36 protein-coding genes are annotated in these 22,598 nt (G+C 34.7%); 34 read left to right on the forward strand and 2 right to left on the reverse strand.

Annotation, left to right across the window (positions count from 1 at the left end):
• The first annotated feature begins 2 nt into the window (after positions 1 to 2).
• The 33 genes from tuf (at position 3) to OZD62_RS04770 (ending at position 19,398) form a co-directional block, all read left to right on the forward strand.
• Positions 3 to 1,163, forward strand: coding sequence for an elongation factor Tu (tuf, locus tag OZD62_RS04610; RefSeq protein WP_275019454.1), 1,161 nt, complete (start codon positions 3 to 5; stop codon positions 1,161 to 1,163).
• 14 nt (positions 1,164 to 1,177) lie between these two features.
• Positions 1,178 to 1,498, forward strand: a complete 321-nt coding sequence (rpsJ, locus tag OZD62_RS04615; protein ID WP_012673184.1) for a 30S ribosomal protein S10 — start codon at positions 1,178 to 1,180, stop codon at positions 1,496 to 1,498.
• A 9-nt stretch (positions 1,499 to 1,507) separates the two neighbouring features.
• On the forward strand, positions 1,508 to 2,230 hold the full coding sequence (gene rplC, locus OZD62_RS04620; protein ID WP_010962757.1) for a 50S ribosomal protein L3: 723 nt from the start codon (positions 1,508 to 1,510) through the stop codon (positions 2,228 to 2,230).
• A 2-nt stretch (positions 2,231 to 2,232) separates the two neighbouring features.
• A complete protein-coding gene (rplD, locus tag OZD62_RS04625; RefSeq protein WP_012673183.1) occupies positions 2,233 to 2,847 on the forward strand; it encodes a 50S ribosomal protein L4 in 615 nt (204 codons plus the stop codon).
• Complete coding sequence (locus tag OZD62_RS04630) at positions 2,844 to 3,131, forward strand: 50S ribosomal protein L23 (protein ID WP_010962755.1); 288 nt, start codon at positions 2,844 to 2,846, stop codon at positions 3,129 to 3,131. The genes rplD and OZD62_RS04630 overlap by 4 nt, the downstream gene beginning before the upstream one ends.
• A 1-nt stretch (position 3,132) precedes the next feature.
• Positions 3,133 to 3,957, forward strand: a complete 825-nt coding sequence (gene rplB, locus OZD62_RS04635) for a 50S ribosomal protein L2 (protein WP_015589143.1) — start codon at positions 3,133 to 3,135, stop codon at positions 3,955 to 3,957.
• Between the two features lie 3 nt (positions 3,958 to 3,960).
• Positions 3,961 to 4,245 carry a 30S ribosomal protein S19 gene (gene rpsS / locus OZD62_RS04640; protein WP_275019533.1) on the forward strand — a complete coding sequence of 95 codons (285 nt, stop codon included), beginning with the start codon at positions 3,961 to 3,963 and terminating at the stop codon, positions 4,243 to 4,245.
• 5 nt (positions 4,246 to 4,250) lie between these two features.
• Positions 4,251 to 4,598 carry a 50S ribosomal protein L22 gene (rplV, locus tag OZD62_RS04645; RefSeq protein WP_007549821.1) on the forward strand — a complete coding sequence of 116 codons (348 nt, stop codon included), beginning with the start codon at positions 4,251 to 4,253 and terminating at the stop codon, positions 4,596 to 4,598.
• A gap of 39 nt (positions 4,599 to 4,637) precedes the next feature.
• On the forward strand, positions 4,638 to 5,252 hold the full coding sequence (gene rpsC, locus OZD62_RS04650) for a 30S ribosomal protein S3 (RefSeq protein WP_264329534.1): 615 nt from the start codon (positions 4,638 to 4,640) through the stop codon (positions 5,250 to 5,252).
• Between the two features lie 14 nt (positions 5,253 to 5,266).
• Positions 5,267 to 5,680, forward strand: a complete 414-nt coding sequence (gene rplP, locus OZD62_RS04655) for a 50S ribosomal protein L16 (RefSeq protein WP_010962752.1) — start codon at positions 5,267 to 5,269, stop codon at positions 5,678 to 5,680.
• An 11-nt stretch (positions 5,681 to 5,691) separates the two neighbouring features.
• Entirely contained in the window at positions 5,692 to 5,895 is a 204-nt protein-coding gene (gene rpmC, locus OZD62_RS04660; protein WP_275019534.1) for a 50S ribosomal protein L29, read from the forward strand.
• Positions 5,888 to 6,124, forward strand: a complete 237-nt coding sequence (gene rpsQ, locus OZD62_RS04665; RefSeq protein WP_007549925.1) for a 30S ribosomal protein S17 — start codon at positions 5,888 to 5,890, stop codon at positions 6,122 to 6,124. The genes rpmC and rpsQ overlap by 8 nt, the downstream gene beginning before the upstream one ends.
• Positions 6,125 to 6,137: 13 nt before the next feature.
• The gene (gene rplN, locus OZD62_RS04670; RefSeq protein WP_006279348.1) at positions 6,138 to 6,497 is read left to right on the forward strand and encodes a 50S ribosomal protein L14; all 360 of its coding nucleotides are present in this window, start codon (positions 6,138 to 6,140) and stop codon (positions 6,495 to 6,497) included.
• On the forward strand, positions 6,497 to 6,814 hold the full coding sequence (gene rplX / locus OZD62_RS04675) for a 50S ribosomal protein L24 (protein WP_006279347.1): 318 nt from the start codon (positions 6,497 to 6,499) through the stop codon (positions 6,812 to 6,814). The genes rplN and rplX overlap by 1 nt, the downstream gene beginning before the upstream one ends.
• 6 nt (positions 6,815 to 6,820) lie before the next feature.
• Positions 6,821 to 7,354: a 50S ribosomal protein L5 gene (gene rplE, locus OZD62_RS04680; protein WP_010962750.1), complete on the forward strand. Its 534-nt coding sequence runs from the start codon at positions 6,821 to 6,823 to the stop codon at positions 7,352 to 7,354.
• 16 nt (positions 7,355 to 7,370) lie between these two features.
• The gene (gene rpsN, locus OZD62_RS04685; protein WP_006279345.1) at positions 7,371 to 7,679 is read left to right on the forward strand and encodes a 30S ribosomal protein S14; all 309 of its coding nucleotides are present in this window, start codon (positions 7,371 to 7,373) and stop codon (positions 7,677 to 7,679) included.
• A gap of 21 nt (positions 7,680 to 7,700) precedes the next feature.
• Positions 7,701 to 8,096, forward strand: coding sequence for a 30S ribosomal protein S8 (gene rpsH / locus OZD62_RS04690; protein WP_007551150.1), 396 nt, complete (start codon positions 7,701 to 7,703; stop codon positions 8,094 to 8,096).
• 16 nt (positions 8,097 to 8,112) lie between these two features.
• Positions 8,113 to 8,658: a 50S ribosomal protein L6 gene (gene rplF, locus OZD62_RS04695; RefSeq protein WP_275019536.1), complete on the forward strand. Its 546-nt coding sequence runs from the start codon at positions 8,113 to 8,115 to the stop codon at positions 8,656 to 8,658.
• A 5-nt stretch (positions 8,659 to 8,663) separates the two neighbouring features.
• Complete coding sequence (gene rplR, locus OZD62_RS04700) at positions 8,664 to 9,035, forward strand: 50S ribosomal protein L18 (RefSeq protein ID WP_006279867.1); 372 nt, start codon at positions 8,664 to 8,666, stop codon at positions 9,033 to 9,035.
• A gap of 12 nt (positions 9,036 to 9,047) precedes the next feature.
• Positions 9,048 to 9,560 (forward strand): 30S ribosomal protein S5, encoded by a 513-nt coding sequence (rpsE, locus tag OZD62_RS04705; protein WP_010962748.1) that lies wholly within the window; start codon positions 9,048 to 9,050, stop codon positions 9,558 to 9,560.
• 3 nt (positions 9,561 to 9,563) lie between these two features.
• Positions 9,564 to 10,034, forward strand: coding sequence for a 50S ribosomal protein L15 (gene rplO / locus OZD62_RS04710; RefSeq protein ID WP_006279863.1), 471 nt, complete (start codon positions 9,564 to 9,566; stop codon positions 10,032 to 10,034).
• A 3-nt stretch (positions 10,035 to 10,037) separates the two neighbouring features.
• Positions 10,038 to 11,366 carry a preprotein translocase subunit SecY gene (gene secY, locus OZD62_RS04715; protein WP_275019537.1) on the forward strand — a complete coding sequence of 443 codons (1,329 nt, stop codon included), beginning with the start codon at positions 10,038 to 10,040 and terminating at the stop codon, positions 11,364 to 11,366.
• Positions 11,363 to 12,004: an adenylate kinase family protein gene (locus OZD62_RS04720; RefSeq protein WP_265021978.1), complete on the forward strand. Its 642-nt coding sequence runs from the start codon at positions 11,363 to 11,365 to the stop codon at positions 12,002 to 12,004. Before secY ends, OZD62_RS04720 begins: the two co-directional genes overlap by 4 nt.
• A gap of 59 nt (positions 12,005 to 12,063) precedes the next feature.
• Positions 12,064 to 12,432 (forward strand): 30S ribosomal protein S13, encoded by a 369-nt coding sequence (rpsM, locus tag OZD62_RS04725; protein WP_275019538.1) that lies wholly within the window; start codon positions 12,064 to 12,066, stop codon positions 12,430 to 12,432.
• Positions 12,433 to 12,456: 24 nt separating this feature from the next.
• Positions 12,457 to 12,843, forward strand: coding sequence for a 30S ribosomal protein S11 (gene rpsK / locus OZD62_RS04730; RefSeq protein ID WP_015589137.1), 387 nt, complete (start codon positions 12,457 to 12,459; stop codon positions 12,841 to 12,843).
• 21 nt (positions 12,844 to 12,864) lie between these two features.
• Positions 12,865 to 13,932, forward strand: coding sequence for a DNA-directed RNA polymerase subunit alpha (locus OZD62_RS04735; RefSeq protein ID WP_012673178.1), 1,068 nt, complete (start codon positions 12,865 to 12,867; stop codon positions 13,930 to 13,932).
• A 7-nt stretch (positions 13,933 to 13,939) separates the two neighbouring features.
• Complete coding sequence (rplQ, locus tag OZD62_RS04740) at positions 13,940 to 14,368, forward strand: 50S ribosomal protein L17 (RefSeq protein ID WP_007550873.1); 429 nt, start codon at positions 13,940 to 13,942, stop codon at positions 14,366 to 14,368.
• 23 nt (positions 14,369 to 14,391) lie between these two features.
• Complete coding sequence (locus tag OZD62_RS04745; RefSeq protein WP_012673177.1) at positions 14,392 to 14,742, forward strand: YraN family protein; 351 nt, start codon at positions 14,392 to 14,394, stop codon at positions 14,740 to 14,742.
• 41 nt (positions 14,743 to 14,783) lie between these two features.
• The gene (gene atpH, locus OZD62_RS04750; protein WP_010962742.1) at positions 14,784 to 15,344 is read left to right on the forward strand and encodes an ATP synthase F1 subunit delta; all 561 of its coding nucleotides are present in this window, start codon (positions 14,784 to 14,786) and stop codon (positions 15,342 to 15,344) included.
• Complete coding sequence (atpA, locus tag OZD62_RS04755) at positions 15,341 to 16,882, forward strand: F0F1 ATP synthase subunit alpha (RefSeq protein WP_275019539.1); 1,542 nt, start codon at positions 15,341 to 15,343, stop codon at positions 16,880 to 16,882. The genes atpH and atpA overlap by 4 nt, the downstream gene beginning before the upstream one ends.
• A gap of 9 nt (positions 16,883 to 16,891) precedes the next feature.
• Positions 16,892 to 17,386, forward strand: a complete 495-nt coding sequence (gene greA / locus OZD62_RS04760; RefSeq protein WP_010962740.1) for a transcription elongation factor GreA — start codon at positions 16,892 to 16,894, stop codon at positions 17,384 to 17,386.
• A 6-nt stretch (positions 17,387 to 17,392) separates the two neighbouring features.
• Entirely contained in the window at positions 17,393 to 18,046 is a 654-nt protein-coding gene (ribB, locus tag OZD62_RS04765) for a 3,4-dihydroxy-2-butanone-4-phosphate synthase (protein ID WP_038198925.1), read from the forward strand.
• 71 nt (positions 18,047 to 18,117) lie between these two features.
• The gene (locus tag OZD62_RS04770) at positions 18,118 to 19,398 is read left to right on the forward strand and encodes a M48 family metalloprotease (protein WP_182282544.1); all 1,281 of its coding nucleotides are present in this window, start codon (positions 18,118 to 18,120) and stop codon (positions 19,396 to 19,398) included.
• Positions 19,399 to 19,419: 21 nt separating this feature from the next.
• On the opposite strand, the gene OZD62_RS04775 is transcribed toward OZD62_RS04770, so the two are convergent.
• Together OZD62_RS04775 and fabG are read right to left on the reverse strand one after the other, a co-directional pair.
• Positions 19,420 to 19,755, reverse strand: coding sequence for a TrbC/VirB2 family protein (locus tag OZD62_RS04775; protein WP_275019540.1), 336 nt, complete (start codon positions 19,753 to 19,755; stop codon positions 19,420 to 19,422).
• A gap of 95 nt (positions 19,756 to 19,850) precedes the next feature.
• Positions 19,851 to 20,585 (reverse strand): 3-oxoacyl-[acyl-carrier-protein] reductase, encoded by a 735-nt coding sequence (fabG, locus tag OZD62_RS04780; protein WP_275019541.1) that lies wholly within the window; start codon positions 20,583 to 20,585, stop codon positions 19,851 to 19,853.
• A gap of 265 nt (positions 20,586 to 20,850) precedes the next feature.
• On the opposite strand from fabG, the gene OZD62_RS04785 reads away from it, so the two are divergent.
• The gene (locus OZD62_RS04785) at positions 20,851 to 22,371 is read left to right on the forward strand and encodes an HlyD family type I secretion periplasmic adaptor subunit (RefSeq protein ID WP_275019542.1); all 1,521 of its coding nucleotides are present in this window, start codon (positions 20,851 to 20,853) and stop codon (positions 22,369 to 22,371) included.
• The last annotated feature ends 227 nt before the right edge of the window (positions 22,372 to 22,598 follow it).

A 22,598-nucleotide genomic window follows, 5' to 3' on the forward strand; every position in this document is an offset into this window, starting at 1 on the left:
TAGTGGAAGCATTTGGAAAGCCGCATGTAAATGTGGGAACAATAGGACATGTGGATCATGGGAAGACGACGTTAACAGCGGCGATAACGAAGCATTATGGAAATTTTGTAGCGTACGATCAGATAGACAAAGCGCCAGAAGAAAGGAAGAGGGGGATAACGATAGCAACAGCGCATGTTGAGTATCAGACAGAGAAAAGGCATTATGGACACGTTGATTGTCCTGGACACGCTGACTATGTAAAGAACATGATAGTAGGTGCAGCACAGATGGATGCGGCGATATTGGTAGTGTCGGGGGTTGATGGGCCAATGCCACAAACGAGAGAGCATATATTGCTGGCGAAGCAGGTAGGTGTTGGATATATCGTAGTGTATATAAATAAAGCTGATGTTGCTGATGCTGATATGATAGATTTAGTAGAAATGGAAGTGAGGGAATTACTGAGTAAATACGGATTTCCAGGGGATGAAGTGCCTGTGGTGGTTGGTTCAGCGCTCAAGGCGCTGGAGGATGACAGCAGCGAATATGGAAAGAAATCAATAGATAAATTGATGGAAAAGTTAGATGAATATGTAGCGGTTCCACCAAGGCCTGTGGATTTACCATTTTTATTGCCAATCGAAGATGTATTTTCGATATCGGGGCGAGGAACAGTGGTAACAGGAAGAATAGAGAAGGGAGAGATAAAGACGGGAGAAGAGATAGAGATAATAGGTCTGAAAGCGACGCAAAAGACGATATGCACAGGTGTTGAGATGTTTAAGAAGTTGCTGGATAAGGGAAGTGCAGGACTCAATGTAGGAATATTGTTAAGAGGAACAAAAAGAGAAGAAGTGGAGAGAGGGCAAGTATTAGCGAAACCGGGGACGATAACACCGCATAGAAAGTTTAAGGCGGAGGTTTATATATTAAAGAAAGAGGAAGGAGGAAGGCATACACCATTTTTTGCGAATTACCAGCCACAGTTTTATTTAAGGACAACGGATGTAACTGGGAGCATAAAATTGCTAGATGGGAAGGAGATGGTAATGCCAGGAGATAATGTGAGTGTAGAAGTAGAATTGCAAGTACCGATAGCAATGGATGAGGGATTGCGTTTTGCGATAAGAGAAGGCGGTAGAACTGTTGGTTCTGGTGTTGTTTCTGAAATTTTGGAGTGAGTGTAGTAACTAAGATGAAGCAAGATATATATATTAACATTAAGGCTTTCGATTGTTCTTTATTGGAGGAGTGTGTTCGAAAATTTGTTGATGAATTAAAGCGGTCCAGTGCAAAATTGTCTGGTCCGATTGCGTTGCCAAGGAAAGATTCTAAATTTATTGTTAATAGATCTCCTCACGTTGATAAAAAATCTCGTGAACAGTTTGAAATGAGAACTTCTAGGCGTTTGATTGTTTTACATGATCTTACTCCTACTATGATGCAGATGCTTACAGGTTTATCTTTTTCTGCTGGCGTAGAAGTGGATTTAAAAGTCAAGGAAGTTAAGGTTTAGGAGAAGGAAATGAAGAGAATAAATTCGCTGAGGAGAATTGGTTTACTAATGATGAATATTGGTCATACTGCTATGTATTCTGACAATAGTCGCATGGCTGTAACTTTATTGCATCTCAGCGAAACTCATATTATTGATATAAAAGGACAAGATAAATGTGGCTATAATTCAGTCATTTTAGGCACAGGGGATTTTAAAAATATAGCAAAACCTCAGTTGGAATATTTAAAGAAAAAGGGTATAAATAATAAATGTAAGTTATACGAAAGTAGATTAAATGACCTGTCGGGAATAGAATGTGGTAAAAAAGTGGGAATCAATCATTTTGTGGTTGGTCAATATCTTGATATTACGGGTTATTCTATAGGTAAAGGATTTGCTGGTGTGATGAAGCGGCATAATTTCAGTGGGCTTAGGGCATCTCATGGTGTTTCTATTGCTCACAGATCACAAGGTTCCACTGGCCAATGTCAGGATCCTGGTAGAGTATTCAAAGGAAAGAAAATGGCTGGTCATTTAGGTAACAGCAGGATAACTGCACAAAATATGAAGATATTATCCATTGATCATGAAAATAGTATAATTGCTGTGAAGGGTAATAATGTTCCTGGGTTTAAAAATTCCTATGTTTTTGTAAGAGATGCAGTTAAAAAATCTTTACATAAAGATGTTCCTTTTCCGGTAGGTTTACTGTTAGATGTAAATGATGATGCTAGTAATTTGGTAAGTTAGTTATGGAATGTAATTTAGTTAATCTATCTAATGATAATGTAGGTACTGCTCAGCTCAATCCTTTGATATTTTCTGCTAAGCAAAAATTGAGTATTTTGCATGATATAGTGAGATGGCAATTAGCGAAGAGAAGAGCTGGTACTCATAAAACAAAAGGTATTAGTGATGTCTCTGGTACAACAGCTAAACCTTATGGTCAAAAACGTACCGGTAGGGCAAGACAAGGGAGCTTGCGATCTCCTCAATTTAGAGGTGGTGGGATTATTTTCGGCCCTGTTGTGAGGAGTCATACTTATTCTCTTAATAAGAAGGTACGCAAATTTGGTTTAAAAATTGCTTTATCTCTAAAGTATTTAAATAATCAAGTAATTATTCTGGATAATTTAAATATTGATGTGAAGAAAACGTCTGAAATGTGTAAATGTATTAAAAATTTTAAATTTTCTTCCTTTTTGATAGTTGGTGATTATGGAGATGATTTGTTGCGTGCGGCTAAAAACTTGCACTATGTAGACTTAATCAAACCTATTGGGTTAAATGTTTTTGATATATTGAATCACGAATGCGTGATGTTGACAAAGGATACTTTAAAGCATCTTGAAGGTAGATTGTTATGATCAAATATAATAATATAATAAAATCTTCTATAATTACAGAAAAGGCCTCTTTTTTGAGGGAGAAGTTTAATAAATATTCTTTGTATGTTTTTGTAAATGTAAATAAGCGTCAAATAAAGTTGGCAATAGAGTCTCTATTTGATGTTAAAATTTCTTCTATAAATGTTGTTAGAATTAAGCCTAAATATAGGCGTTTTAGGGGTGTGGTTGGTTGTGAAAAACAGAAAAAGAAAGTTTATTTTTCTTTGATGGATGGTCAAAAATTAGATATAATGAGCGTTTAGTATGGGTATGAAATTTTTTAATCCTGTTACTCCGTCTTCTCGTGGGACTGTGTTAGTAAGTAAAGTTGGTTTATCAAAAGATGAGCCAGAAAAGTCTCTTACATCCGGTAAAAAGTCCAGTGGTGGAAGAAATAATCATGGTAGAATTACAACTCGTCATAGGGGTGGTGGTCACAAAAAGAAGTATAGAGTGATAGATTTTAAGCGTAATAGAAGTGGTCAAGGTATAGTTGAAAAAATAGAGTATGACCCAAATAGAAGTGGGTTTTTGGCGTTAATATCATATAAGGAAGATGATATTAAGTCTTATATATTAGCTCCTCAAGGTATGAAGCCAGGTGATGTTGTTACAGCTGGGAATGATGCTGATATTTTGCCAGGGAATTGTTTACTACTCAAGCATATACCTGTTGGTTCTTTCGTTCATAATGTTGAGCTGAAGCCAGGTAATGGTGCTGCGATTGCTAGAGCTGCTGGTTGTTATGCACAAATCGTTGGTCGTGATGGCCAATATGTTTTATTACGACTCAGGTCTGGTCAAATTAGGTTGATTTTATCTTCTTGCAAGGCTACTATTGGTGTAGTATCTAACCCTGACCATAAGAATAGAAAGTTGGGTAAAGCTGGGAGAAGTAGGTGGCTTGGGATTAGACCTACTGTACGTGGAGTTGCAATGAATCCAGTTGACCATCCTCATGGAGGCGGGGAAGGAAAAACCTCTGGTGGTCGTCATCCTGTTACTCCTTGGGGTGTTGCAACAAAAGGAAAGAAAACTCGAAGGAGAAATAAATCTAGTGATAAGTATATAAAACAATTGAAAGGTTAGTTTATGAGTAGATCTGCATGGAAGCCTCCTTTTTGTTATCCTTCTATATTAAAGTCGGTGAATAATGCTTTAAACAAGGGGTTTGTTAACATGGCTATAAAAGTTCATTCCAGGGCTTCTGTAATTCTTCCTAATTGTTTAGGTTTAAAGTTTGCTGTTTATAATGGTAAGGATTACATTCCTGTGAATGTTAATGATCAGAATATGATAGGTCATAAGTTTGGTGAGTTTTCACCCACTCGTAAATTTACTGGGCATAGTGGTGATAAAAAGGCGACAAGGAGGTAATTGATATGAAAAACAGAGATGTAATAGTTAAAGCTGGTTCTAGGGTTTTAAAATCAACTCCTCGTAAATTGAATTTGGTTGCTGGTTTAGTACGTAATAAAAAAGTTTCTTTTGCCACTGTGCAATTAAGATTTTGTGAAAAGAAAGCTGCAGGTCTTATAAGGAAGGTATTAAATTCTGCGATTGCTAATGCTCAAAATTATGGATTGGATATCGATAATTTATATATAAAAGAAATTTTAATAGGTAAGTCTCTTACTTTGCGTAGGGTATGTCCAAAAGCTATGGGTAGAGCTAATAGAGTTAGTAAACGTTATAGTAATATAACTGTAAAATTGGGGGAAATTATATGATTCATAAAAATAGAAAATTAATAAGGAAAGTGCAAAAATATGGGAAACGTTAATCCTAAAGGATTTAGGTTAAAAATAATTAATACTTGGTCATCTATTTGGTATGCTGAGAAGGGTTATAAACAAGGGTTGCATCAAGATTTATCTATTCGCAGTTATATAAATGAATCTTTTAAGCATGCTGGTGTTTCTAAAGTAATTATAGAGCGTACGATCGATTTGGTATCTGTAATAATACATTCTTCTAGACCTGGAGTGATAATAGGTAAGAAAGGCTCGGATATTGAGAAGATAAAGCAAAAGATAGCTGAAAAAGTAAAAAATAATGTGGAAGTGAATGTAGTAGGGGTTAAAAGGTCTGAAATAGATGCAGTTTTAATATCAAACAGCATTGCACAGCAGTTAGAAAAAAGGGGTTCATTTAGAAGAGCGATGAAAAAAGCTATTCAAAGTTGTTTGAGGATGGGTGCTAGAGGTATTAAAGTAAGTTGTTCTGGGCGCCTTGGCGGAGCTGAGATAGCTCGTACTGAGTGGTATAAAGAAGGCCGTTTGCCTTTGCATACTTTACGTGCTAATATAGATTATGCTTTTGCTGAAGCAAAAACTATATATGGCATCATAGGAGTTAAGGTCTGGGTTTATATTGGTAACTAATTAGGTATATTGAAATGTTTATTCCTAAAAAAAGTAAATATAAAAAAGTATTTAAAGGACGAATTAAGGGTAACACGAAAGGTGGTAGCACATTATCTTTTGGAGATTATGGTCTAAAGGCTATGGAAGCAGGTAGGATTCAATCTAAGCATATTGAAACTGCAAGGCGTGTAATATCTAGAACATTAAAACGCTCTGGTAAAGTGTGGATAAGAATTTTTCCTGATACCCCTGTTAGTAAAAAGCCGGCGGATGTGCGTATGGGTAAAGGGAAAGGTAGTGTTGAGTTTTGGGTATTTAAAGCTAAGCCCGGTAGAATGTTGTTTGAAATTAGCAGTGATGTTCCCATGCATTTAGCAAGATTGGCGCTTGAAAAGGCAACTGCTAAGCTTCCTATGAAGTGTAAATTTGTATCTAATCATAATTAAATGGAGTTGCAATGGATATAGCTGACATTGAATCGAGGTCCTCGCAAGAATTGCATGAAATTCTTGTGAATTTGAGAAAAGAGTTTGTTAATTTGGTTTTTCAAAAGAAGCTGGGCCAGTGCAACAATATTTCGCGTTTTAGCTTAATAAGAAAGAGCATAGCTCGTATTTTAACTACATTAAATAAAAGAAGAAGAGAGGAAAGGAATGCCTAAAAAGGTTTTTTGTGGTACTGTAACTAAGGCTAAGTGTGATAAGACTGTAAAGGTTTCGGTATTACAAGTGTATAAGGATGAGCTGTATAAAAAGGTTATAAAAAAATACAAGAAGTATACAGCACATGATGAGAATAATAGTTGTAAAGAAGGGGACAAGGTTTTAATACAAGAACACAAGCCTATTTCTACTACTAAAAAATGGGTTATTGTTAATAGCTCACATTGAATAGGATATTTATATGATTCAAAAAAATACATTGTTGGAAGTAGCTGATAATTCTGGCGCGCGTGCAGTGCTTTGTATTGGTTTATTGGGTGGTAGAAAGTCTGCATCTATAGGTGACACAGTTATTGTATCTACTAAATCTATTACTCCAAGAGGGAAAGTTGAGAAGGGAAAAGTATATAGAGCAGTTGTGGTGAGGGTGAAAAGCCCTATTAGGAAATCTGATGGTTCTGTAATTCGTTTTTCTAGCAATGCTGTAGTTTTGATTAACGATCAAGGTGAACCACTTGGCACTCGGGTGTTTGGTCCGGTAAAAAAGTTATCATCTGGTTCTTTTATGAAGATAATGTCATTAGCTGTTGAGGTTTTATAATGAGTGCTAAAATAAAAAGTGGTGACGACGTTATAGTTTTAACTGGTAAAGATAAGGGAAAAATTGGTAAGGTAATCAAAGTTATAGCACGTGATGCTAAAAAGAAAGTAATTGTTTCTGGAGTGAATGTGCATAAGAGACATACTAAACCAAAAGCTGGTAGTAGTGGTGGTATATTAAATAAAGAGTTAGCTATTGATATATCCAACGTTGCAACATTGGACCCTAAATATAAAACTCCAACTAGAGTGGGGTTTAAGGTTATAGACGGTAGAAAAGTGCGTTTTGCAAAAGTTTCTGGAGAAGTGATAGATTAGGTTGATATGTTTAAAGAATTGTATAAAGATAGCATAGTAAAGTCCTTGAAGGATAAGTTTAATTACGGCAATATAATGCAAGTGCCTAAACTTGTCAAGGTGTGTATCAATATGGGCGTTGGAGATGCTGCTACAGATAGTAAAGCAATAAATGAACCACTTGATAGCCTGTATTTGATTGCTGGGCAGAAGCCTTTATCAACTTTTGCAAAAAAATCTATTTCTGGCTTCAAGATCAGAAAAGGTGCTACAGTAGGTTGCAAAGTAACTTTGCGTAGAGATAAAATGTATGAGTTTTTAGAAAGATTGATATATATTGCTTTGCCAAGGGAAAAAGATTTTAGAGGATTTAGTGTGAAGCAATTTGACGGTAATGGTAATTTTTCCTTTGGTATAAAGGAACATATCTCGTTTTTAGAAATAGACTATGATAAAATAAGTAAAATTAGAGGTATGGATATTAATATTATAACAAGTGCAGTTAGTGATAAGGAAGCAAAGGAATTATTACTGGCTCTTAAATTTCCTTTTTTTGATTAATTGAGAGGAGAAATATATGGCAAAAAAATCTATGATAGAAAGAAATCTTCGCAGAATAAAGTTGTGCGATCAATATAAAGAAAAAAGAGAAAAATTGAAATCTATAATAAATAATAAGAATTTGTCTATTGTAGAAAGGTTTACAGCTCAAAATAAATTAATTAAAAAATTGCCTAGAAATTCTTCTAAAACCAAAATTAGAAATAGGTGTGCTTTAACTGGGAGACCAAGAGGAGTATATAGAAAATTTGGTTTATGTAGAATTGTTTTGCGTGATTTATGTTCTTTTGGGCAAATTCCAGGAGTTACAAAGTCTAGTTGGTAAATATAATATAAGGAGTATATTGTGGCGTTATCTGATAGTATTGGTGATTTTTTAACAAGGATACGTAATGCTCAATTGGCAATGCATAGGGCAACAAGGGTACTATTTTCTAAGATGAATTCTTCTATATTGGAGATTTTAAAAGAGGAAGGGTATATCCTTGATTATGAAAAGCAAGTTGTAGATAACTTACCTTCTTTCATTGTAAAATTGAAGTATTATGAGAAGTCACCTGTAATTAGTGACATAGTTAGGGTGTCAAAGCCTGGTTGTCGTCGTTATTCTAAGTATAAGGACATTTCTAAAGCATATAATGGTCTTGGTATTTTTATTATATCGACACCCAAAGGAGTGATGACTGATTATAATGCACATAAATTAAAGGTTGGTGGAGAAGTTTTGTGTCGTGTGTTTTAAATAATAGGAGAAATTCATGTCTCGTATAGGTGCTGCTCCTATCAATATTCCTGCTGGTGTTTCAGTTGAATATAATAATGGTAGTATGTTAATAAAGAGTGCTAAGGCTGAAAAGGAAGTTAGCTTGATCAGGGATGTTGTGTGTCAGATTATTGATAATCAGCTATTGCTTTCTGTTGATCAAGATAAAGATAATTATGATAAAATAAAGCCTATGTGGGGCACTTATAGGAGTAATATTAATAATATCATTAACGGCATGGTTGATGGTTTTTCTGTTAATCTTGAGATTAACGGTGTGGGATATAAGGCAGAGTGTGATGGTAAGTATTTGACTTTATCTCTTGGTTATAGCCATAATGTTAAATATAAAGTGCCTAAAGATGTTGAGATTAAGTGCATAAAGCCAACTCACTTAGTAGTTAGTGGTATGGATAAGCAGAAGGTCTATATGGTGGCGTCTGATATATGCAAAATTAGAAAATATGATCCTTATAAAGGTAAGGGTGTTGTAATAAAAGGCAAATTTATGCTGCGTAAGGTTGTAAGTAAAAAGAAGTAATAAAAATGAAAAGATCGTATAATTTTTTAAGTAATTCTGAAAAAAGGAAGTTACGTAATAGAGCGAAGCTTGACAAGAGCGCTGAACGTTTACGTATATCCATATTTAAATCTAATAGGCATTTTTATGTCCAGTTAATTAATGATGTAAAAGGAATAACTCTCACTTCAGCTTCTACTTTGGATGCTAAAATTAAGGATGTATGTAAAGGGAAAGTCAACGCTGAAACTATAAAACAGGTTTCTTCTTTAATGGTTGAGCGTCTGTCTGGCATGAAATTAGAGCAGCAGCTTACGTTTGATCGTGGAGCGTATAAATACACAGGATTAGTTTCTCAATTTGCTGAGGCTTTAAGAAGTTCTGGATTTGAATTTTAGAAGGTTTTGAATATGGCTATAAAGAATTTACAAAATAATAATGATTTATCAGAGCTTTTAGTTTCGGTACGAAGAGTGACAACGGTTACCAAAGGTGGTAGAAGATTTTCATTTTCAATTTTGGTTGTTGTTGGCGATGAGAAGGGTAGGGTAGGGTGTGGAATAGGTAAGCACGCAGAAGTTGCTGAAGCAAGAGTCAAAGCTGTAAATGCTGCAAAGAAATCAATGATTAGAGTGTACTTGCGTGAAGGTAGAACTTTGCATCATGATATTAAAGCTAAATTTTGTTCTGGTGAGATAGTTTTAAGAACCGCAAGAGCCGGAACAGGTATTATTGCTGGTGGAGCGATTAGATCAGTTTTTGAGGTGTTAGGTATAAAGGATGTGGTAGCTAAATCCACTAGATCAAATAATCCTCATAACGTTATATGTGCGGTGTTTAAGGCTTTTGATAGTATGTTATCTCCTCGTCAGGTAGCAAGCAAAAGAGGCAAAAAGATTAGCGAGATAGTTGGAAACAGGTAAAGTATGAATAATGCTGTAAAATTAAACTCTATATTTACTAAATTATCTAAGAAAAAGAAGCCTAAGTTGCTGGGTAGAGGTATCGGTTGTGGTAAAGGTAAAACATCCGGTAGAGGGCATAAAGGGCAGAAGGCTAGAAGTGGAGTTTCTATAAATGGTTTTGAGGGTGGACAACAGTCTATATATACTCGTTTGCCTAAAAGAGGTTTTAAGCCTATACGTAGGAGCATATACTCTATAATTAATGTTGGCGATATACAGCGCTTAATGGAAGCTAAAAAAATAGTAAAAGACTCTGTTATAGATAAGGAGAGGCTGTATAAATTAGGTTTTATAAAGTCTATTAAGGATAAAATTAAACTTCTTAATAAAGGTAAGTTGAGCGAAAAATTTGTGTTTCATGTTGATTTTGCGTCAGAAGCTGCAAAAAAATCTGTAGCTTCAGTTGGTGGTAGTGTGGAAATACTATCGTAAGTCATGGGCAATAAATCAGCATTTAATAGCTTGGATCCTACGTTGTTATATAAAGGCGACTTATTAAAGCGTATATTTTTTACGCTAATAGCTTTGATTTGCTATCGCTTGGGTACTTATGTGCCTATTCCTGGAATTAATCTTGATGTAATTAATGATATATTTCCCAAAGATGGCTCAGGCGTTTTTGGAGTATTTAATTTATTTTCTGGTGGTGCATTGGCTAGAATGACAATTCTAGCATTGAACGTTATGCCATATATAATGGCTTCTATCATTATTCAGTTACTTTCTTCTGCGATTAAAGGAATGAAGGAAGTTAAGAATGATGGAGAGTCAGGCCGTAGAAAGATGAATTCTTATATACGCTATCTGACCATAGTAATTTGTGTATTTCAATCAATTCCAATTTTGGTTGGATTGGAAGGGATGAATAGGGAAGGGGTATTGGTTGTAATCGAACCTGGTGTTATGTTTCGTACAATAGGTGTTTTCAGCCTTTTAGGTGGAACTATGCTTTTAATATGGCTTGGTGAACGAATCAGCGCTAGCGGTATAGGCAATGGTATCTCATTAATCATTTTCACGGGTATAATATCAGAGTTACACAGCGTTTTGTCATCTTTGTTAACGTTAAATAAAAACGGTAGCGTATCGTTATTTATTATCCTTTTTGTTTTGGTATTGTTTTTTTTGCTGCTACTCTTAGTCATTTTTGTAGAGTCTTCTTATAGAAAGGTTATTGTTCAACATCCTAAAAAGCAATTTAAAAGATTACATAATGACGATTTTACTTATATTCCATTGAAGATTAATTTATCTGGTGTAGTACCAACCATTTTTGCTAATGCAATTTTATTGACACCTATTTCAATTGCAAATTTCTATAAGGGGCACGCTTTTTCTGATTTTATTTTGAATTACTTTATGGCAAATAAAGTAGTATATATTGTAGCCTATTTGGTGCTGATAGTATTTTTTAATTTTTTCTATACCAATTTTATATTTAATCCAGAGGAAAACGCAGATTTTCTTAAAAAAAATGGTGGTTTTATACCTGGTAGAAGGCCTGGGAAACATACTTCTGATTACCTTCAAGATATAGTTTTTAAGTTGACATTCATTGGCTCTGCGTATTTGGTAGTCATATGTACTGTACCTGAAGTTATGAGATATTATTATGATATACCATTTATTTTTGGTGGGACGAGCTTACTGATTATAGTGAACGTTATTACTGATACTATTATGCAAATACAATCTTATATTTTTTCAAATAGGTACGACAACTGGATAAAGAAATATGAGTCTAAAACGAGGAAAGTAAGATGATCATTACGATTTTTGGTCCTCCAGGTTCTGGTAAAGGTACTCAGTCAAGCTTGTTAATAGCAAAATATAATTTAAAATTAATTTCAGTAGGGGATTTATTAAGGAATATTATATCTAGCAGTAGTGAGTTAGGTAGAAAAATAAAGGGTACCGTGGAATCTGGTAATTTAATTCAAGATGAAATTATATGTGGATTATTACGTGACCAGCTTGCATTAGTGGATGATAATTGCTTATTAGATGGTTTCCCGAGAAATTTAAACCAGGCTCATTTTTTGACTCAAGTTTTGCAAGAAAAATATAATAGGGATGTTGACATTGTAGTTGAGCTGCAGCTTGACGATAATATTGCAATCGATAGGTTAAAAAATCGTCTCGCGTGTTTGGACTGTAAAAGCATATATAGTGTATCTTCTTTTAAGAGTACTACTTGTGCTAAATGTAAAAGTACGAGGTTAGAGAAAAGAATTGATGATGCTGATATGTCTGCAATTAATAAGAGAATAAGTGAATATCACCTTCAAATGAAAGGTTTACGCGAGTATTATAAAGGCAAATTATTAACAATTGACGCTAATTTGAGTGTTGATGAGGTAACGCAAGAGATTGAAAGTAAAATTTCTTGTAATTTGGTTTGACTCTGAGTTGTTTTATGGTATAAATTAAGAGTTGTTATTAATAAAGTATCGAGGTACCAGTGGCACGTATTGCAGGCATAAATATTCCAGTGAGGAAATGTGTTCCTTTTGCATTAACTTATATATATGGTATAGGTATTGCTACTGCGAATGTAATTTGTCACGCTTGCGAAGTTGATAAGCGCAAACGTGTTTCAGAATTACGAGATGAAGATATAGAAAAGATCAGCGGTTTCATTAGACAAAATTATGTTATAGAAGGTGAGCTCAGAAAAGAAGTGGCTATGAACATAAAATCTTTAGTGGAAATGGGATGCTATAAAGGGGTGAGACATAGAAAAGGTTTACCTGTGAGAGGGCAAAGGACTCATACTAATGCTAAGACTCGTAAAGGTAGATCTCGGTTGCCTATTGCTGGGAAAAAATAAAATTTATTATTATTGTGAGTTTTAATGAAAAAAGTCAAAACGGTTAGTAAGAGTAAGAAGGAGTTTATTACTGGTGTTGTCCATATTCGTGCAACTTTTAATAATACTTTTGTAAATGTAACTGATGTTCATGGTAATACGCTATGTCAAACTTCTGTGGGTGCATGTGGTTTTTCAGGTTCGAGAAAATCCACACCTTATGCTGCAGGTAAGGCTGCGGAGTCTGCTGCGAAGAACGCAATGGAGAGATTTGGTATGAAGGTTGTCTCTGTAATAATTCGCGGCCCTGGCTTTGGTACCGAAGCTGCGGTTAAAGCACTTCAGAGCTGTGGGTTGACTGTGACTTCAATTGCAGATAAAACCGCAATTCCTCATAATGGGTGCAGGTTAAGAAAAAAAAGAAGAGTATAGGATATTTGAAAAGGTTGTTTTATGTATTATAATAATGATGTTTCTCTCTGTAGCAATTTAGATAAATTGATTAAACCTAGTTCAGTTAAGGTAATATCAGATGATTCAAGTGAAAAAAGTGATATAGTGCTAGAACCGTTGGAAAGTGGTTTTGCTTTAACATTAGGCAATGCATTAAGACGTGTAATGTTATCTTCTCTTAAAGGTAGTGCTGTTTATGGAATAAAAATTGAAGGTGTAACTCATGAGTTCACTTCAATTCAAGGGGTGAGAGAAGACGTAACTGATATAGTATTAAATATGGGTATGTTGAGGTGTAAATTAAATGGTGCTTCTAATAAATGCTTAAATTTAAACGCTAAAGGGCCTTGCCAGGTATTAGCTGGGATGATAGAAACTGATGATCAATGCTCTATTGTTAATAAAGATTTGTTAATATGTACGCTGGGGCAAAATGTGGAGCTTAACATGACCATATATGTGGCTAGCGGAAAAGGTTATCTTCCTGTAACTAAATATAAAGAAAATGAACTTTTGAAGCTTATGAGTGAACAGGATTTAATTGGTTTTATTCCAGTTAATGCTTTGTATAGCCCTGTCAACAGGGTTTCGTACAGGGTAGAGAACAGTCGTGTTGGCCAAGTGACTGATAAGGATAAGCTGATATTGTCAATTGAAACTGATGGTACAATTTCTCCGAGTCAAGCTGTTGACTCTGCTGCAAGAATATTACAGGAGCAACTTCAGCCCTTTATTAGTTCTGATGTAAGTTATAAAAAATCGCAGGTTTCTTCGTCTAGTGGTGCTAAAGATTTGGGTTATGACCCTGTCTTATTGCGTAAGGTAGATGAAATGGAATTATCTGTCAGGTCTCATAACTGTCTGAAAAACGAAAACATCACTTATATAGGTGATCTTGTACAAAAGACAGAAGGTGAAATGTTAAGAACTGCTAATTTTGGCAGAAAGTCTTTGAATGAGATTAAGGCAGTTTTGACTAATTTTGGCTTGTCTTTGGGTATGAATGTGCTAAACTGGCCACCTAAGGATATAGATGAGTTGGCTAAACAACATACTGATGAAGATTAGGTGATATATGAAACATGGAATAAAAAAACGTAAACTATCTCGTTGTACTGAACATAGATTATCGACGTTAAAGAATCTATCTATCTCATTAATTAACCATGAGCAGATTGTAACTACTTTACCAAAAGCTAAGGAACTTCGTCCATATGTCGAAAAGTTTATTACAATTGCTAAGAATAAGAATACTTTACATGGTAGAAGACTTTTGCTTTCACGCCTTCATAATAGTAAGTTAGCAGTTGATAAGTTATTAAACGTCTTAGCCAGCCGTTATCAAGATCGTAAAGGTGGGTATTCTAGAATAATAAAATTTAGCACTCGAAAGGGTGATTGCGCTTCAATGGCAGTGATAGAACTGGTTGATAGGGATATTGCAGCAAGAGGTAAGGTTTATAGTAAAAATAAAGAAGGAGGCAAAGTAGTTACACAAAGTTAATTGTTATCATAATTGTTCTTCTTGTGGTAAGTAGGTTACGCTACTTTGTAGGTTACTTTGGCGAGTTATTAGTTTTAGTATATTTAAAACTGAAATGGTATAATGTTATAAAACGCCGTTACCGTTGTAAGTTCGGTGAAATTGACTTAATTGTATCTAAAAAAAAGGAGCTGATTTTTATAGAAGTTAAAACAAGTTTACTTGGAAAAGAAATACCGATATCTCATCTTCAATGTCAGTCTATTATAAATTCTTCTAAGTATTTCTTAAGTAAAAACCTTAGTTTTTTAGATTATTCAGTCAGATATGATTTATATTTTCTTTCCTTAAAGAGAAGACCTGTTTATATAAAAAATGCTTGGATTGAAGAATGAAAGATTTGTAGCTGAATTAATTTAGATTTACTGGATTTAATATGAAAAAGACCCAATACAATAATTTAGTTTCATCTTACGCTAGAGTGCTATTTCATGTCTCAGGAAGCAGGTTAGGTATTATAAGGAAAGAAGTAGAATTTTTGTTGGCTTTTTTTAAGGATCAACGTGATGTTTTTGTGTACCTATCTCATCCTATGATTTCTTTTGCACACAAAAAAGAAGTGATGCTTTCTATAAATGAGCACTTGAGTGAGAATTTAGTAAAATTTATTATGGTTATATTTGCAAATAAACGCTCTAGTTTATTGATCCTTATATTAGAAAAATTCTTAAGTCTTGCAAGAGAAAATGAAAATGAATTCGAAATTACTATAAAGTCAGCAGAAACTTTAAAGGAATCTGATATAAAAATAATTACTGAATCTTTGAGCTTTCTTGGTAAAATAATAAAAGTAAGCAATGTGGTTGACCCTTCTATACTAGGTGGCTTCGTAGTTAGGTATGGTTTTAATTTGATCGATGCTTCGCTAAAAAGTTACTTGGATAGGTTAGTTGACTTAAGTAAAATGGAAATATTAAAAGTAAGGAATTTTGTATGAAGAACAGTATGAATGTTTCTGAGATAGCAAGTATAATAAGAGAAAAGGTTGAGATGTTTGATAATCCTATAAAGCGGGAAAATATAGGTGAAGTAATTTCAGTAACAGATGGTATCGCATTGGTTTATGGGCTGGAAAAAGCAAAATTCGGTGAAAAGGTATTTTTTGCAAGTGGTGTAGAAGGAATAGTTCTCGATTTAGATCATAATACGGCTGGAATAGTTGTGCTTGGTAATGACCGTGATGTGAAAGAAGGGGACGTTGTAAAATGTAGTGGTGATGTTGTGCAGGTGCCTGTAGGGCATGAATTGTTAGGGAGAGTTGTAAATGCGTTGGGCCATCCTATGGACGACGGTGGGGAAATTAGAGCCAAAAACAGAATGGATATAGAATCTAAAGCGCCAGGCATTATTGATCGTAAGTCTGTGCATGAGCCACTGCAAACAGGAATTAAAATTATAGATTTGCTAATTCCAATAGGTAGAGGGCAGCGTGAATTAATTATTGGTGATAGACAAATTGGTAAAACTACTATTGCGCTTGATACTATTATCAATCAGAAGAAGATTAACGATGAGGTAAACGAAAATCAAAAAGTTTACTGTGTTTATGTTGCTATTGGGCAAAAAATTTCAACAGTAGCAAAAGTGGTAAATAAGCTGAAAGAAAGCGGAGCATTAGAGTATACAACTGTAGTTGTGGCTAGTGCATCTGACTGCGCGCCTATACAATTTTTAGCACCTTATGCTGGTTGCACTATTGGGGAATTTTTCCGTGACAATGGAATGCATTGTTTGATTATATATGATGATTTATCTAAGCATGCTGTGGCATATAGGCAGATGTCTTTATTGCTCAGACGTCCTCCTGGTCGTGAAGCTTACCCTGGAGATATATTCTATGTACATTCTCGCTTGCTTGAAAGAGCTGCTAAAATGTCTGATAAAAAAGGGCAGGGTTCTTTAACTGCTTTGCCAATTGTCGAAACTCAAGCTGGTGATGTATCCGCATATGTGCCAACAAATGTTATTTCAATTACCGATGGGCAGATCTTTCTTGAGTCTGAATTATTTTATAAAGGATTTCGACCTGCAGTAAATATAGGTTTGTCGGTTTCACGGGTTGGTTCTGCTGCACAATTAAAGTCTGTGAAAAAAGTTGCTGGTTCTATAAAGCTAAGCTTAGCTCAGTATAGAGAATTAGAAGATTTTGCAAAATTTGGTTCTGATCTTGATGCTAGTGTTCAATTATCCTTGAATAAGGGTAAATATCTTGTTGAGTTATTAAAGCAAAAACAACATTTACCTATGTCAATAGAAGAGCAAGTAGTGCTGATGTATATTTTTTCTAACCTGTATAATCAGTTAAGTAAAATACAAATAAGTAACGTTAATAAATTTGAACATGATCTTGTTAATTATTTTCGTACTGTACACCCTGGGGTTTTAAAAAAGTTGTCAAATGACATGAATGGTGATATAAAAGGTGATATTTTTAATATTGTGAGTAATTTTGTTACTCAATTTAATTGCGTTTAGGTGGTAATTATGGCTTCATCTATTATTAATAAATTTCCTATGACGAGGGAAGGTTTTGAGAATATGCAAGCCGAACTTGAAAAATTAAAGGAAGAAAAGCCTTCTGTTATACAAGCTATTTCTGATGCTCGTGATCAAGGTGATTTGTCTGAAAACGCAGAGTATCATGCTGCACGGGAAAGGTTAGGTTTTATTGAAGGCCGTATAATGGAGATAGAAAGTAAGCTCTCACATGCGGAAGTAATAGAAGTAAAAAATTTGTCTGGTGATTCAGTAATATTTGGTGCAACTGTGACATTAAGAATGTTAAGTGATAATAACGGTGAAGTGGAATATGTTTATAAGGTTGTAGGCGAATATGAAGCTGATGTTTCAAAGCAGTTAATATCTACTAGTTCACCACTCGGGAGTGCCTTAATCGGCAAAAAAGTCGGTGAGTATGTGGAAGTGACAGTGCCAAATGGAGAGAAATTGTATAAAATAGTTAAGATTGAATTTAAGTAAATTATTATGGTACAGGCCACTTATGCTTCAATGAGTCTACCCGGTATTTCTTCTGTGGAAGATGTATTAGAGGATGCTCGTTCCGGTAAATTGTTCATTTTAGTTGATGATGAAAGTAGAGAGAATGAAGGTGATTTGGTTGTCTTAGCTGAAAAAGTAAAACCAGAACATATGGCTTTTATGGTTAGATACGGTACTGGTATTGTATTTTTAGCTATGACAAAGCTTCATATGAGTAAACTAAATCTTGAGTTTATGAGGAAGAGCAATGTAGATGAAAAGCTTACTCCTCATACTGCATTTACTACGTCAATTGATGCGCGTTATGGCATTACAACAGGTGTTTCTGCTCATGATAGAACGCATACGATACTTACTGCCATTGATGAAAAGAGTACTAAGGACGATATTATTACTCCAGGGCATGTTTTCCCTATTATTGCAAATGAAGGCGGGGTTTTAGCACGCAATGGTCACACTGAAGCAAGTGTTGAAATAGCAAAGTTGGTTGGTCTTAATCATGCAGCTGTAGGGTGTGAATTAGTGAATGATGATGGCTCTATGATGCGCTTACCTCAGTTGCTTAAATTTGCTGAACAACATAAAATTAAGTTAACTACCATCGACAAACTTATCAGTTACGTTAAAAAATTAAACTAGCGTTTATAAATTTGTATAATTTAAGTGTTAAAATATAAAATTCCTGTAAATTATACAAGCACAGCATTTTCATGTTTAGAATTGCTAAGTTTTTGACCTTATTGTTCTTTCTTGCATATTATAATAATGCTTACTCTATTAACATTATTAGAGATAGTGAGGTGGAAGCAATAGTGAAAGAGCTAGCGCAACCTTTATTTTCTGCTGCAGATATTGATCATGATCAAGTGAAAGTTTTTGTAATTAATGACAGTTCGATTAATGCTTTTGTAATTAACAATAACAGTATCTTCATTCATTTAGGGCTTTTACGATATTCGGCTAAACCTTATGTCTTGCTTGGTATATTAGCACATGAGATTGCTCACATATCTGCTGGTCATATATTGCAAATGAGTAGTGCTATGGGTTATTTTCAATCGATAGCAATGATTAGTTATATGGTAGGATTAGTTTCTAGTATTATCATTAACCCTCAGGTTGCTGGTGCAATTTTGCTTAGTGGTGTAGCACTCAGTTCAAGGCTATTTTTTAACTATTCTCAAGAGCAAGAAAGTGTAGCAGATAGCTATGCTTTAAGGTACCTTGATGAATCTGGCTATGATAATTCAGGTATGAAAGAGATTTTTGATTATTTTAAAAGTATTGAGCATGAGAATACCGAGGAATATTTCCGTACTCACCCACTTAGTGAGAAACGTATATTTGCTGTACAGAATTATAAGGTCAAAAACAACGTAAAACCAATTTTTGCGGATAAGTTACTAAAGTTTGAGCGTGTGGTTGCAAAGCTAGACTCTTTCTTTGCTCCTATTCATGTGTTATCTAATAAATATGAAGATAATTCTGAGTATGTAAATGCTATAGTTTGCTATAGGCAAGGAAAGATAGAGGAGGCTATTGCTAAAGTTAATTCATTGATTCAAGAGTCACGCAATGACCCATACCTATATGAATTAAAAGCAGAAATGCTATACAAGGCTGGAAATTTAAGTGAAGCAATAAAAATGTATGAGGAATCGCTTAGGTATTTATCTGAGAAAAACAGTTATTTAGTGAAACTTGCATTATCTCATACTTTATTATTACACGGTGATGCAAAAAAGGCAATTTTTTACCTGGAGCAGATTTTGAATGTAGAACCAAATAACGCTTTTGTCTGGAAATATTTAAGCGTTGCATATAAATGTGACGCTGATACGGCAATGCATTATTTTGCTTTGACAAAAAAGGCTTGTATTGAAGGTGATTTAAAGCAATTTACAAAATATGCTGAGCTAGCTGTTAAAACTTTACCAAAAGATAGCCCTTATTTGTTGCAAGTTGAAGATATGAAGCGATTTAATGGATAACAAAAAAGCATTTCTGTGCTTTTATGGGTTTCTCTTTCCACAATTTTCCAACATAGCTTTTGCTTCATCGCTTACATTGGGCATAATTTTCGTTATGATAGTTTTAGCGCCAAAAAATACACCACAGAACATGCCAAGAGCAAAGAGGGCTGGCCACGGCATCCTGCCAAATATTGCAAGCAAAGCTGCACCAATTATTACTACCGTCATAAGTGGACCGCCTATCCCCCAAACATAACCAATAATATTGCATATTACTTTAGCTGTGTCATCCATATCAGGGTCAGCTGCATAACCTGAGAAAGAGAAAAGCAATACTACGCAAAAAACACTAAAAAATTCCATTATAGAGCTCATTTTTTTGCCTCTAAATAATAAATTAACGTAAACCTACACCTACACATATTTTCATTTTAAAGTAAAAATTATAATTTGTCCATACATAAGTGTTGCTACATAAATAACCCACCATTAATGTTAAGCACATGCCCTGTTATATATTTTGCTTCATCACTTGCTAAAAATAAGACCCCTGCTGCTATTTCTTCCCCTGTTCCCATTCTTTTCATTGGAATATTATCTAATATTTTTCCCTTTTGCACTTCATTTAAAACTTCAGTCATTTTAGTATCTATAAACCCAGGAGCAATACAATTTACTGTTATATTACGACTTGCAACTTCTTTTGCTATAGATTTGCTCATAGCTATTATTCCAGCTTTAGACGCTGCATAATTTGCTTGCCCGGCGTTTCCTGTCAGCCCTATTATTGAGGAAATATTTATAATTCTTCCCCAATTATTCTTAATTAGTTTCCTGCATGCTTCTCTACTCAGCTTAAATGTAGAACTCAAGTTAATATCAATTACTTTTTGCCATGTTTCATCTGTCATTCTCAATAATAAACTGTCTTGCGTAATGCCCGCGTTGCATACAAGCCCGTCAAAGCCTTCCATCAACTCACTTGCTCTGTTTACTAGTTGATTTACTTCCTCAGCATTTGATAAATCACAAGGGAGTACGTGCATACTTTTTTCATATTGTTTAGCAACTTCTTCGAGCACTTCTTTTTTTGTGCCAGAAACACATAAAGTTGCTCCGGCTTTGTGCATAATTTTTACAATTGCTTGCCCTATTCCGCCTGATGCACCAGTAATCAGGAACTTTCTGCTTTCCAATCCAAACATAATAACTTTATATTATCTTAATTCCTAACAGAATATTGACTAGTTGGCAATAGATTTCTTACATAATATAAGTAACTCAGATATTCACAAAATAAAGGAAAAGTTATAATAAAGTTGAACGTCAAAAAATTTTAAAAACATAGTTATGCAGGAATTGTTACTAAATAGTTTATTCTGGTGCTCTACAGTCTAAATGGAATGCTTAAATTATAGATTCTTTGTTTTTGTGTGTTATCTTGAGTTAACACAAATTCACAGTAGTATTATGATCAGTAAGTTAAAAAAGCTTAGCACTGGATTTTCTTTGACAGGCTTGATTGGCCATAGTGATAATATAAATATGCAAGGAGCAAAAAATAAAAAGAAGAAGTACCCAAAATTTTTGGATAAGACGTTCGCATTGATTGATGCGATGATAAATTTTATTTTAAAACGTGAAAGTAATAACGTAAATGAAGTTCTGAGAGTAACATGGGGACCACTATTTTTTGGTCTGGTAGTAATACTTATCTTTTTTGGGATAGGTGGTATTTGGTCGGCTATAGCTCCAATTGACGGTGCGGTGCATGCAAGTGGAGAAGTTATTGTATCTTCAAATAGGAAAATAGTTCAACACTTGGGTGGAGGAATAATAAGCAAAATTTTAGTCAAAGAGAGCCAAGCAGTTAAAAAAGATGAGCCTCTAGTTTTGTTGAGTGATGTTAACGAGAAGGCGAATTTAAGTATTATCAAAGAGAAGCTCTTATCATTTTTAGCAACAGAAGCAAGGCTTCTTGCAATCAGAGTAGATTTGGACACGCTCGAGTTTCCTGATGAGGTTAAAAAATTATCTCACGATGAACTTGTAAATAAAGCGATAAAGAATCAAGTAAAGTTGTTCAACTCTCAGAGAAAGAGCATATTGGGAAAAACAGACATACTGCAACAACGTATAAAGCAGTTAAATGATGAATTAGCGGGGCTAAACTTTCAACTAAATGCAGCTCATAAGCAATATGACTTGATAACTGAGGAGTTGGAAACAAAAAGACAATTACTTGATAGTGGCCATATAAGCAAACCACACATTTTAGCTTTAGAAAAGCAGTTTGCTGAAATTGAAGCCAGAGTTGGACATTACCGTTCTGCAATATCTCAAGTGCAGCAAAAAATTGGAGAGAACGAATTAGAAATTATAAACGTGAGAAACGATTCTCAAGAAAGAGCAAACGCTGAACTTAAGGAAGTTAGTACGTCTATTGCAGACTTGAAAGAGAGGCTGATGGTTGCTGAAGATTCATTAGCACGTACAATAATTAAATCGCCTCAAGATGGGATAGTCACAGATATAAGATACCATACTGAAGGTGGTGTTATACAATCTGGAGTTCCGATCATGAGCGTAGTGCCATCGGATGATGACCTAATAATAGATGCTAAAATTCAGACCAGAAACATAGAAGAGGTACTGTCGGCACAAAAGAAAGATAGCAACATAGTCTCTATTGATGGGCTAGAAGGGCTAAAGGTTAAAGTCCGGTTAAGTGCTTACAGTGCACGTCGTTTAAGTTTAATTAGTGGTATAGTAAGCCATATTTCTCCTGACGCTCTTGATGATCCAAGACTAGGGCGTTATTATTCAGTACGTGTAGTGATACCAAAACCAGAGCTTGCTCAGTTTAAAAACGTATACCTATACCCTGGTATGCCAGCAGAAGTGTACATAGTTACTCAATCTCGTACTCTTTTATCATTCTTGTTTACGCCTATAATTGCAACAGTCGATAGGTCTTTTATAGAAAGGTAGCTCACTCGTTAAAGTAGTAGTGAAAGTGCCGTAATAAAATTTAGGTACATAATTAGACAATAGGCTTCTTGACCTTACTCAGAAAAAGTGGAGAGAAAGAAAGGAGTTTTTTCGGGTAAAATAAAATTTTGGAGGATTAGAAATGGCAAGAGAATACACGGCAGAATTCAAATTGGAAGCTGTTAAGCTGGCAAATGAACAAAGAAAGGTAGGTCAACCAGTTGCAA

This window comes from Wolbachia endosymbiont of Drosophila seguyi (assembly GCF_028981765.1).
Taxonomy (GTDB): domain Bacteria; phylum Pseudomonadota; class Alphaproteobacteria; order Rickettsiales; family Anaplasmataceae; genus Wolbachia; species Wolbachia pipientis.

Bases quoted from the DNA above. Each gene is read 5' to 3' on its own strand.
- rpsJ (WP_012673184.1), top strand. From the start codon at position 1,178: ATGAAGCAAGATATATATATTAACATTAAGGCTTTCGATTGTTCTTTA.
- rplC (WP_010962757.1), top strand. From the start codon at position 1,508: ATGAAGAGAATAAATTCGCTGAGGAGAATTGGTTTACTAATGATGAAT.
- rplD (WP_012673183.1), top strand. From the start codon at position 2,233: ATGGAATGTAATTTAGTTAATCTATCTAATGATAATGTAGGTACTGCT.
- OZD62_RS04630 (WP_010962755.1), top strand. From the start codon at position 2,844: ATGATCAAATATAATAATATAATAAAATCTTCTATAATTACAGAAAAG.
- rplB (WP_015589143.1), top strand. From the start codon at position 3,133: ATGGGTATGAAATTTTTTAATCCTGTTACTCCGTCTTCTCGTGGGACT.
- rpsS (WP_275019533.1), top strand. From the start codon at position 3,961: ATGAGTAGATCTGCATGGAAGCCTCCTTTTTGTTATCCTTCTATATTA.
- rplV (WP_007549821.1), top strand. From the start codon at position 4,251: ATGAAAAACAGAGATGTAATAGTTAAAGCTGGTTCTAGGGTTTTAAAA.
- rpsC (WP_264329534.1), top strand. From the start codon at position 4,638: ATGGGAAACGTTAATCCTAAAGGATTTAGGTTAAAAATAATTAATACT.
- rplP (WP_010962752.1), top strand. From the start codon at position 5,267: ATGTTTATTCCTAAAAAAAGTAAATATAAAAAAGTATTTAAAGGACGA.
- rpmC (WP_275019534.1), top strand. From the start codon at position 5,692: ATGGATATAGCTGACATTGAATCGAGGTCCTCGCAAGAATTGCATGAA.
- rpsQ (WP_007549925.1), top strand. From the start codon at position 5,888: ATGCCTAAAAAGGTTTTTTGTGGTACTGTAACTAAGGCTAAGTGTGAT.
- rplN (WP_006279348.1), top strand. From the start codon at position 6,138: ATGATTCAAAAAAATACATTGTTGGAAGTAGCTGATAATTCTGGCGCG.
- rplX (WP_006279347.1), top strand. From the start codon at position 6,497: ATGAGTGCTAAAATAAAAAGTGGTGACGACGTTATAGTTTTAACTGGT.
- rplE (WP_010962750.1), top strand. From the start codon at position 6,821: ATGTTTAAAGAATTGTATAAAGATAGCATAGTAAAGTCCTTGAAGGAT.
- rpsN (WP_006279345.1), top strand. From the start codon at position 7,371: ATGGCAAAAAAATCTATGATAGAAAGAAATCTTCGCAGAATAAAGTTG.
- rplF (WP_275019536.1), top strand. From the start codon at position 8,113: ATGTCTCGTATAGGTGCTGCTCCTATCAATATTCCTGCTGGTGTTTCA.
- rplR (WP_006279867.1), top strand. From the start codon at position 8,664: ATGAAAAGATCGTATAATTTTTTAAGTAATTCTGAAAAAAGGAAGTTA.
- rpsE (WP_010962748.1), top strand. From the start codon at position 9,048: ATGGCTATAAAGAATTTACAAAATAATAATGATTTATCAGAGCTTTTA.
- rplO (WP_006279863.1), top strand. From the start codon at position 9,564: ATGAATAATGCTGTAAAATTAAACTCTATATTTACTAAATTATCTAAG.
- secY (WP_275019537.1), top strand. From the start codon at position 10,038: ATGGGCAATAAATCAGCATTTAATAGCTTGGATCCTACGTTGTTATAT.
- OZD62_RS04720 (WP_265021978.1), top strand. From the start codon at position 11,363: ATGATCATTACGATTTTTGGTCCTCCAGGTTCTGGTAAAGGTACTCAG.
- rpsK (WP_015589137.1), top strand. From the start codon at position 12,457: ATGAAAAAAGTCAAAACGGTTAGTAAGAGTAAGAAGGAGTTTATTACT.
- OZD62_RS04735 (WP_012673178.1), top strand. From the start codon at position 12,865: ATGTATTATAATAATGATGTTTCTCTCTGTAGCAATTTAGATAAATTG.
- rplQ (WP_007550873.1), top strand. From the start codon at position 13,940: ATGAAACATGGAATAAAAAAACGTAAACTATCTCGTTGTACTGAACAT.
- atpH (WP_010962742.1), top strand. From the start codon at position 14,784: ATGAAAAAGACCCAATACAATAATTTAGTTTCATCTTACGCTAGAGTG.
- atpA (WP_275019539.1), top strand. From the start codon at position 15,341: ATGAAGAACAGTATGAATGTTTCTGAGATAGCAAGTATAATAAGAGAA.
- greA (WP_010962740.1), top strand. From the start codon at position 16,892: ATGGCTTCATCTATTATTAATAAATTTCCTATGACGAGGGAAGGTTTT.
- ribB (WP_038198925.1), top strand. From the start codon at position 17,393: ATGGTACAGGCCACTTATGCTTCAATGAGTCTACCCGGTATTTCTTCT.
- OZD62_RS04770 (WP_182282544.1), top strand. From the start codon at position 18,118: ATGTTTAGAATTGCTAAGTTTTTGACCTTATTGTTCTTTCTTGCATAT.
- OZD62_RS04775 (WP_275019540.1), bottom strand. From the start codon at position 19,755: ATGAGCTCTATAATGGAATTTTTTAGTGTTTTTTGCGTAGTATTGCTT.
- fabG (WP_275019541.1), bottom strand. From the start codon at position 20,585: ATGTTTGGATTGGAAAGCAGAAAGTTCCTGATTACTGGTGCATCAGGC.
- OZD62_RS04785 (WP_275019542.1), top strand. From the start codon at position 20,851: ATGATCAGTAAGTTAAAAAAGCTTAGCACTGGATTTTCTTTGACAGGC.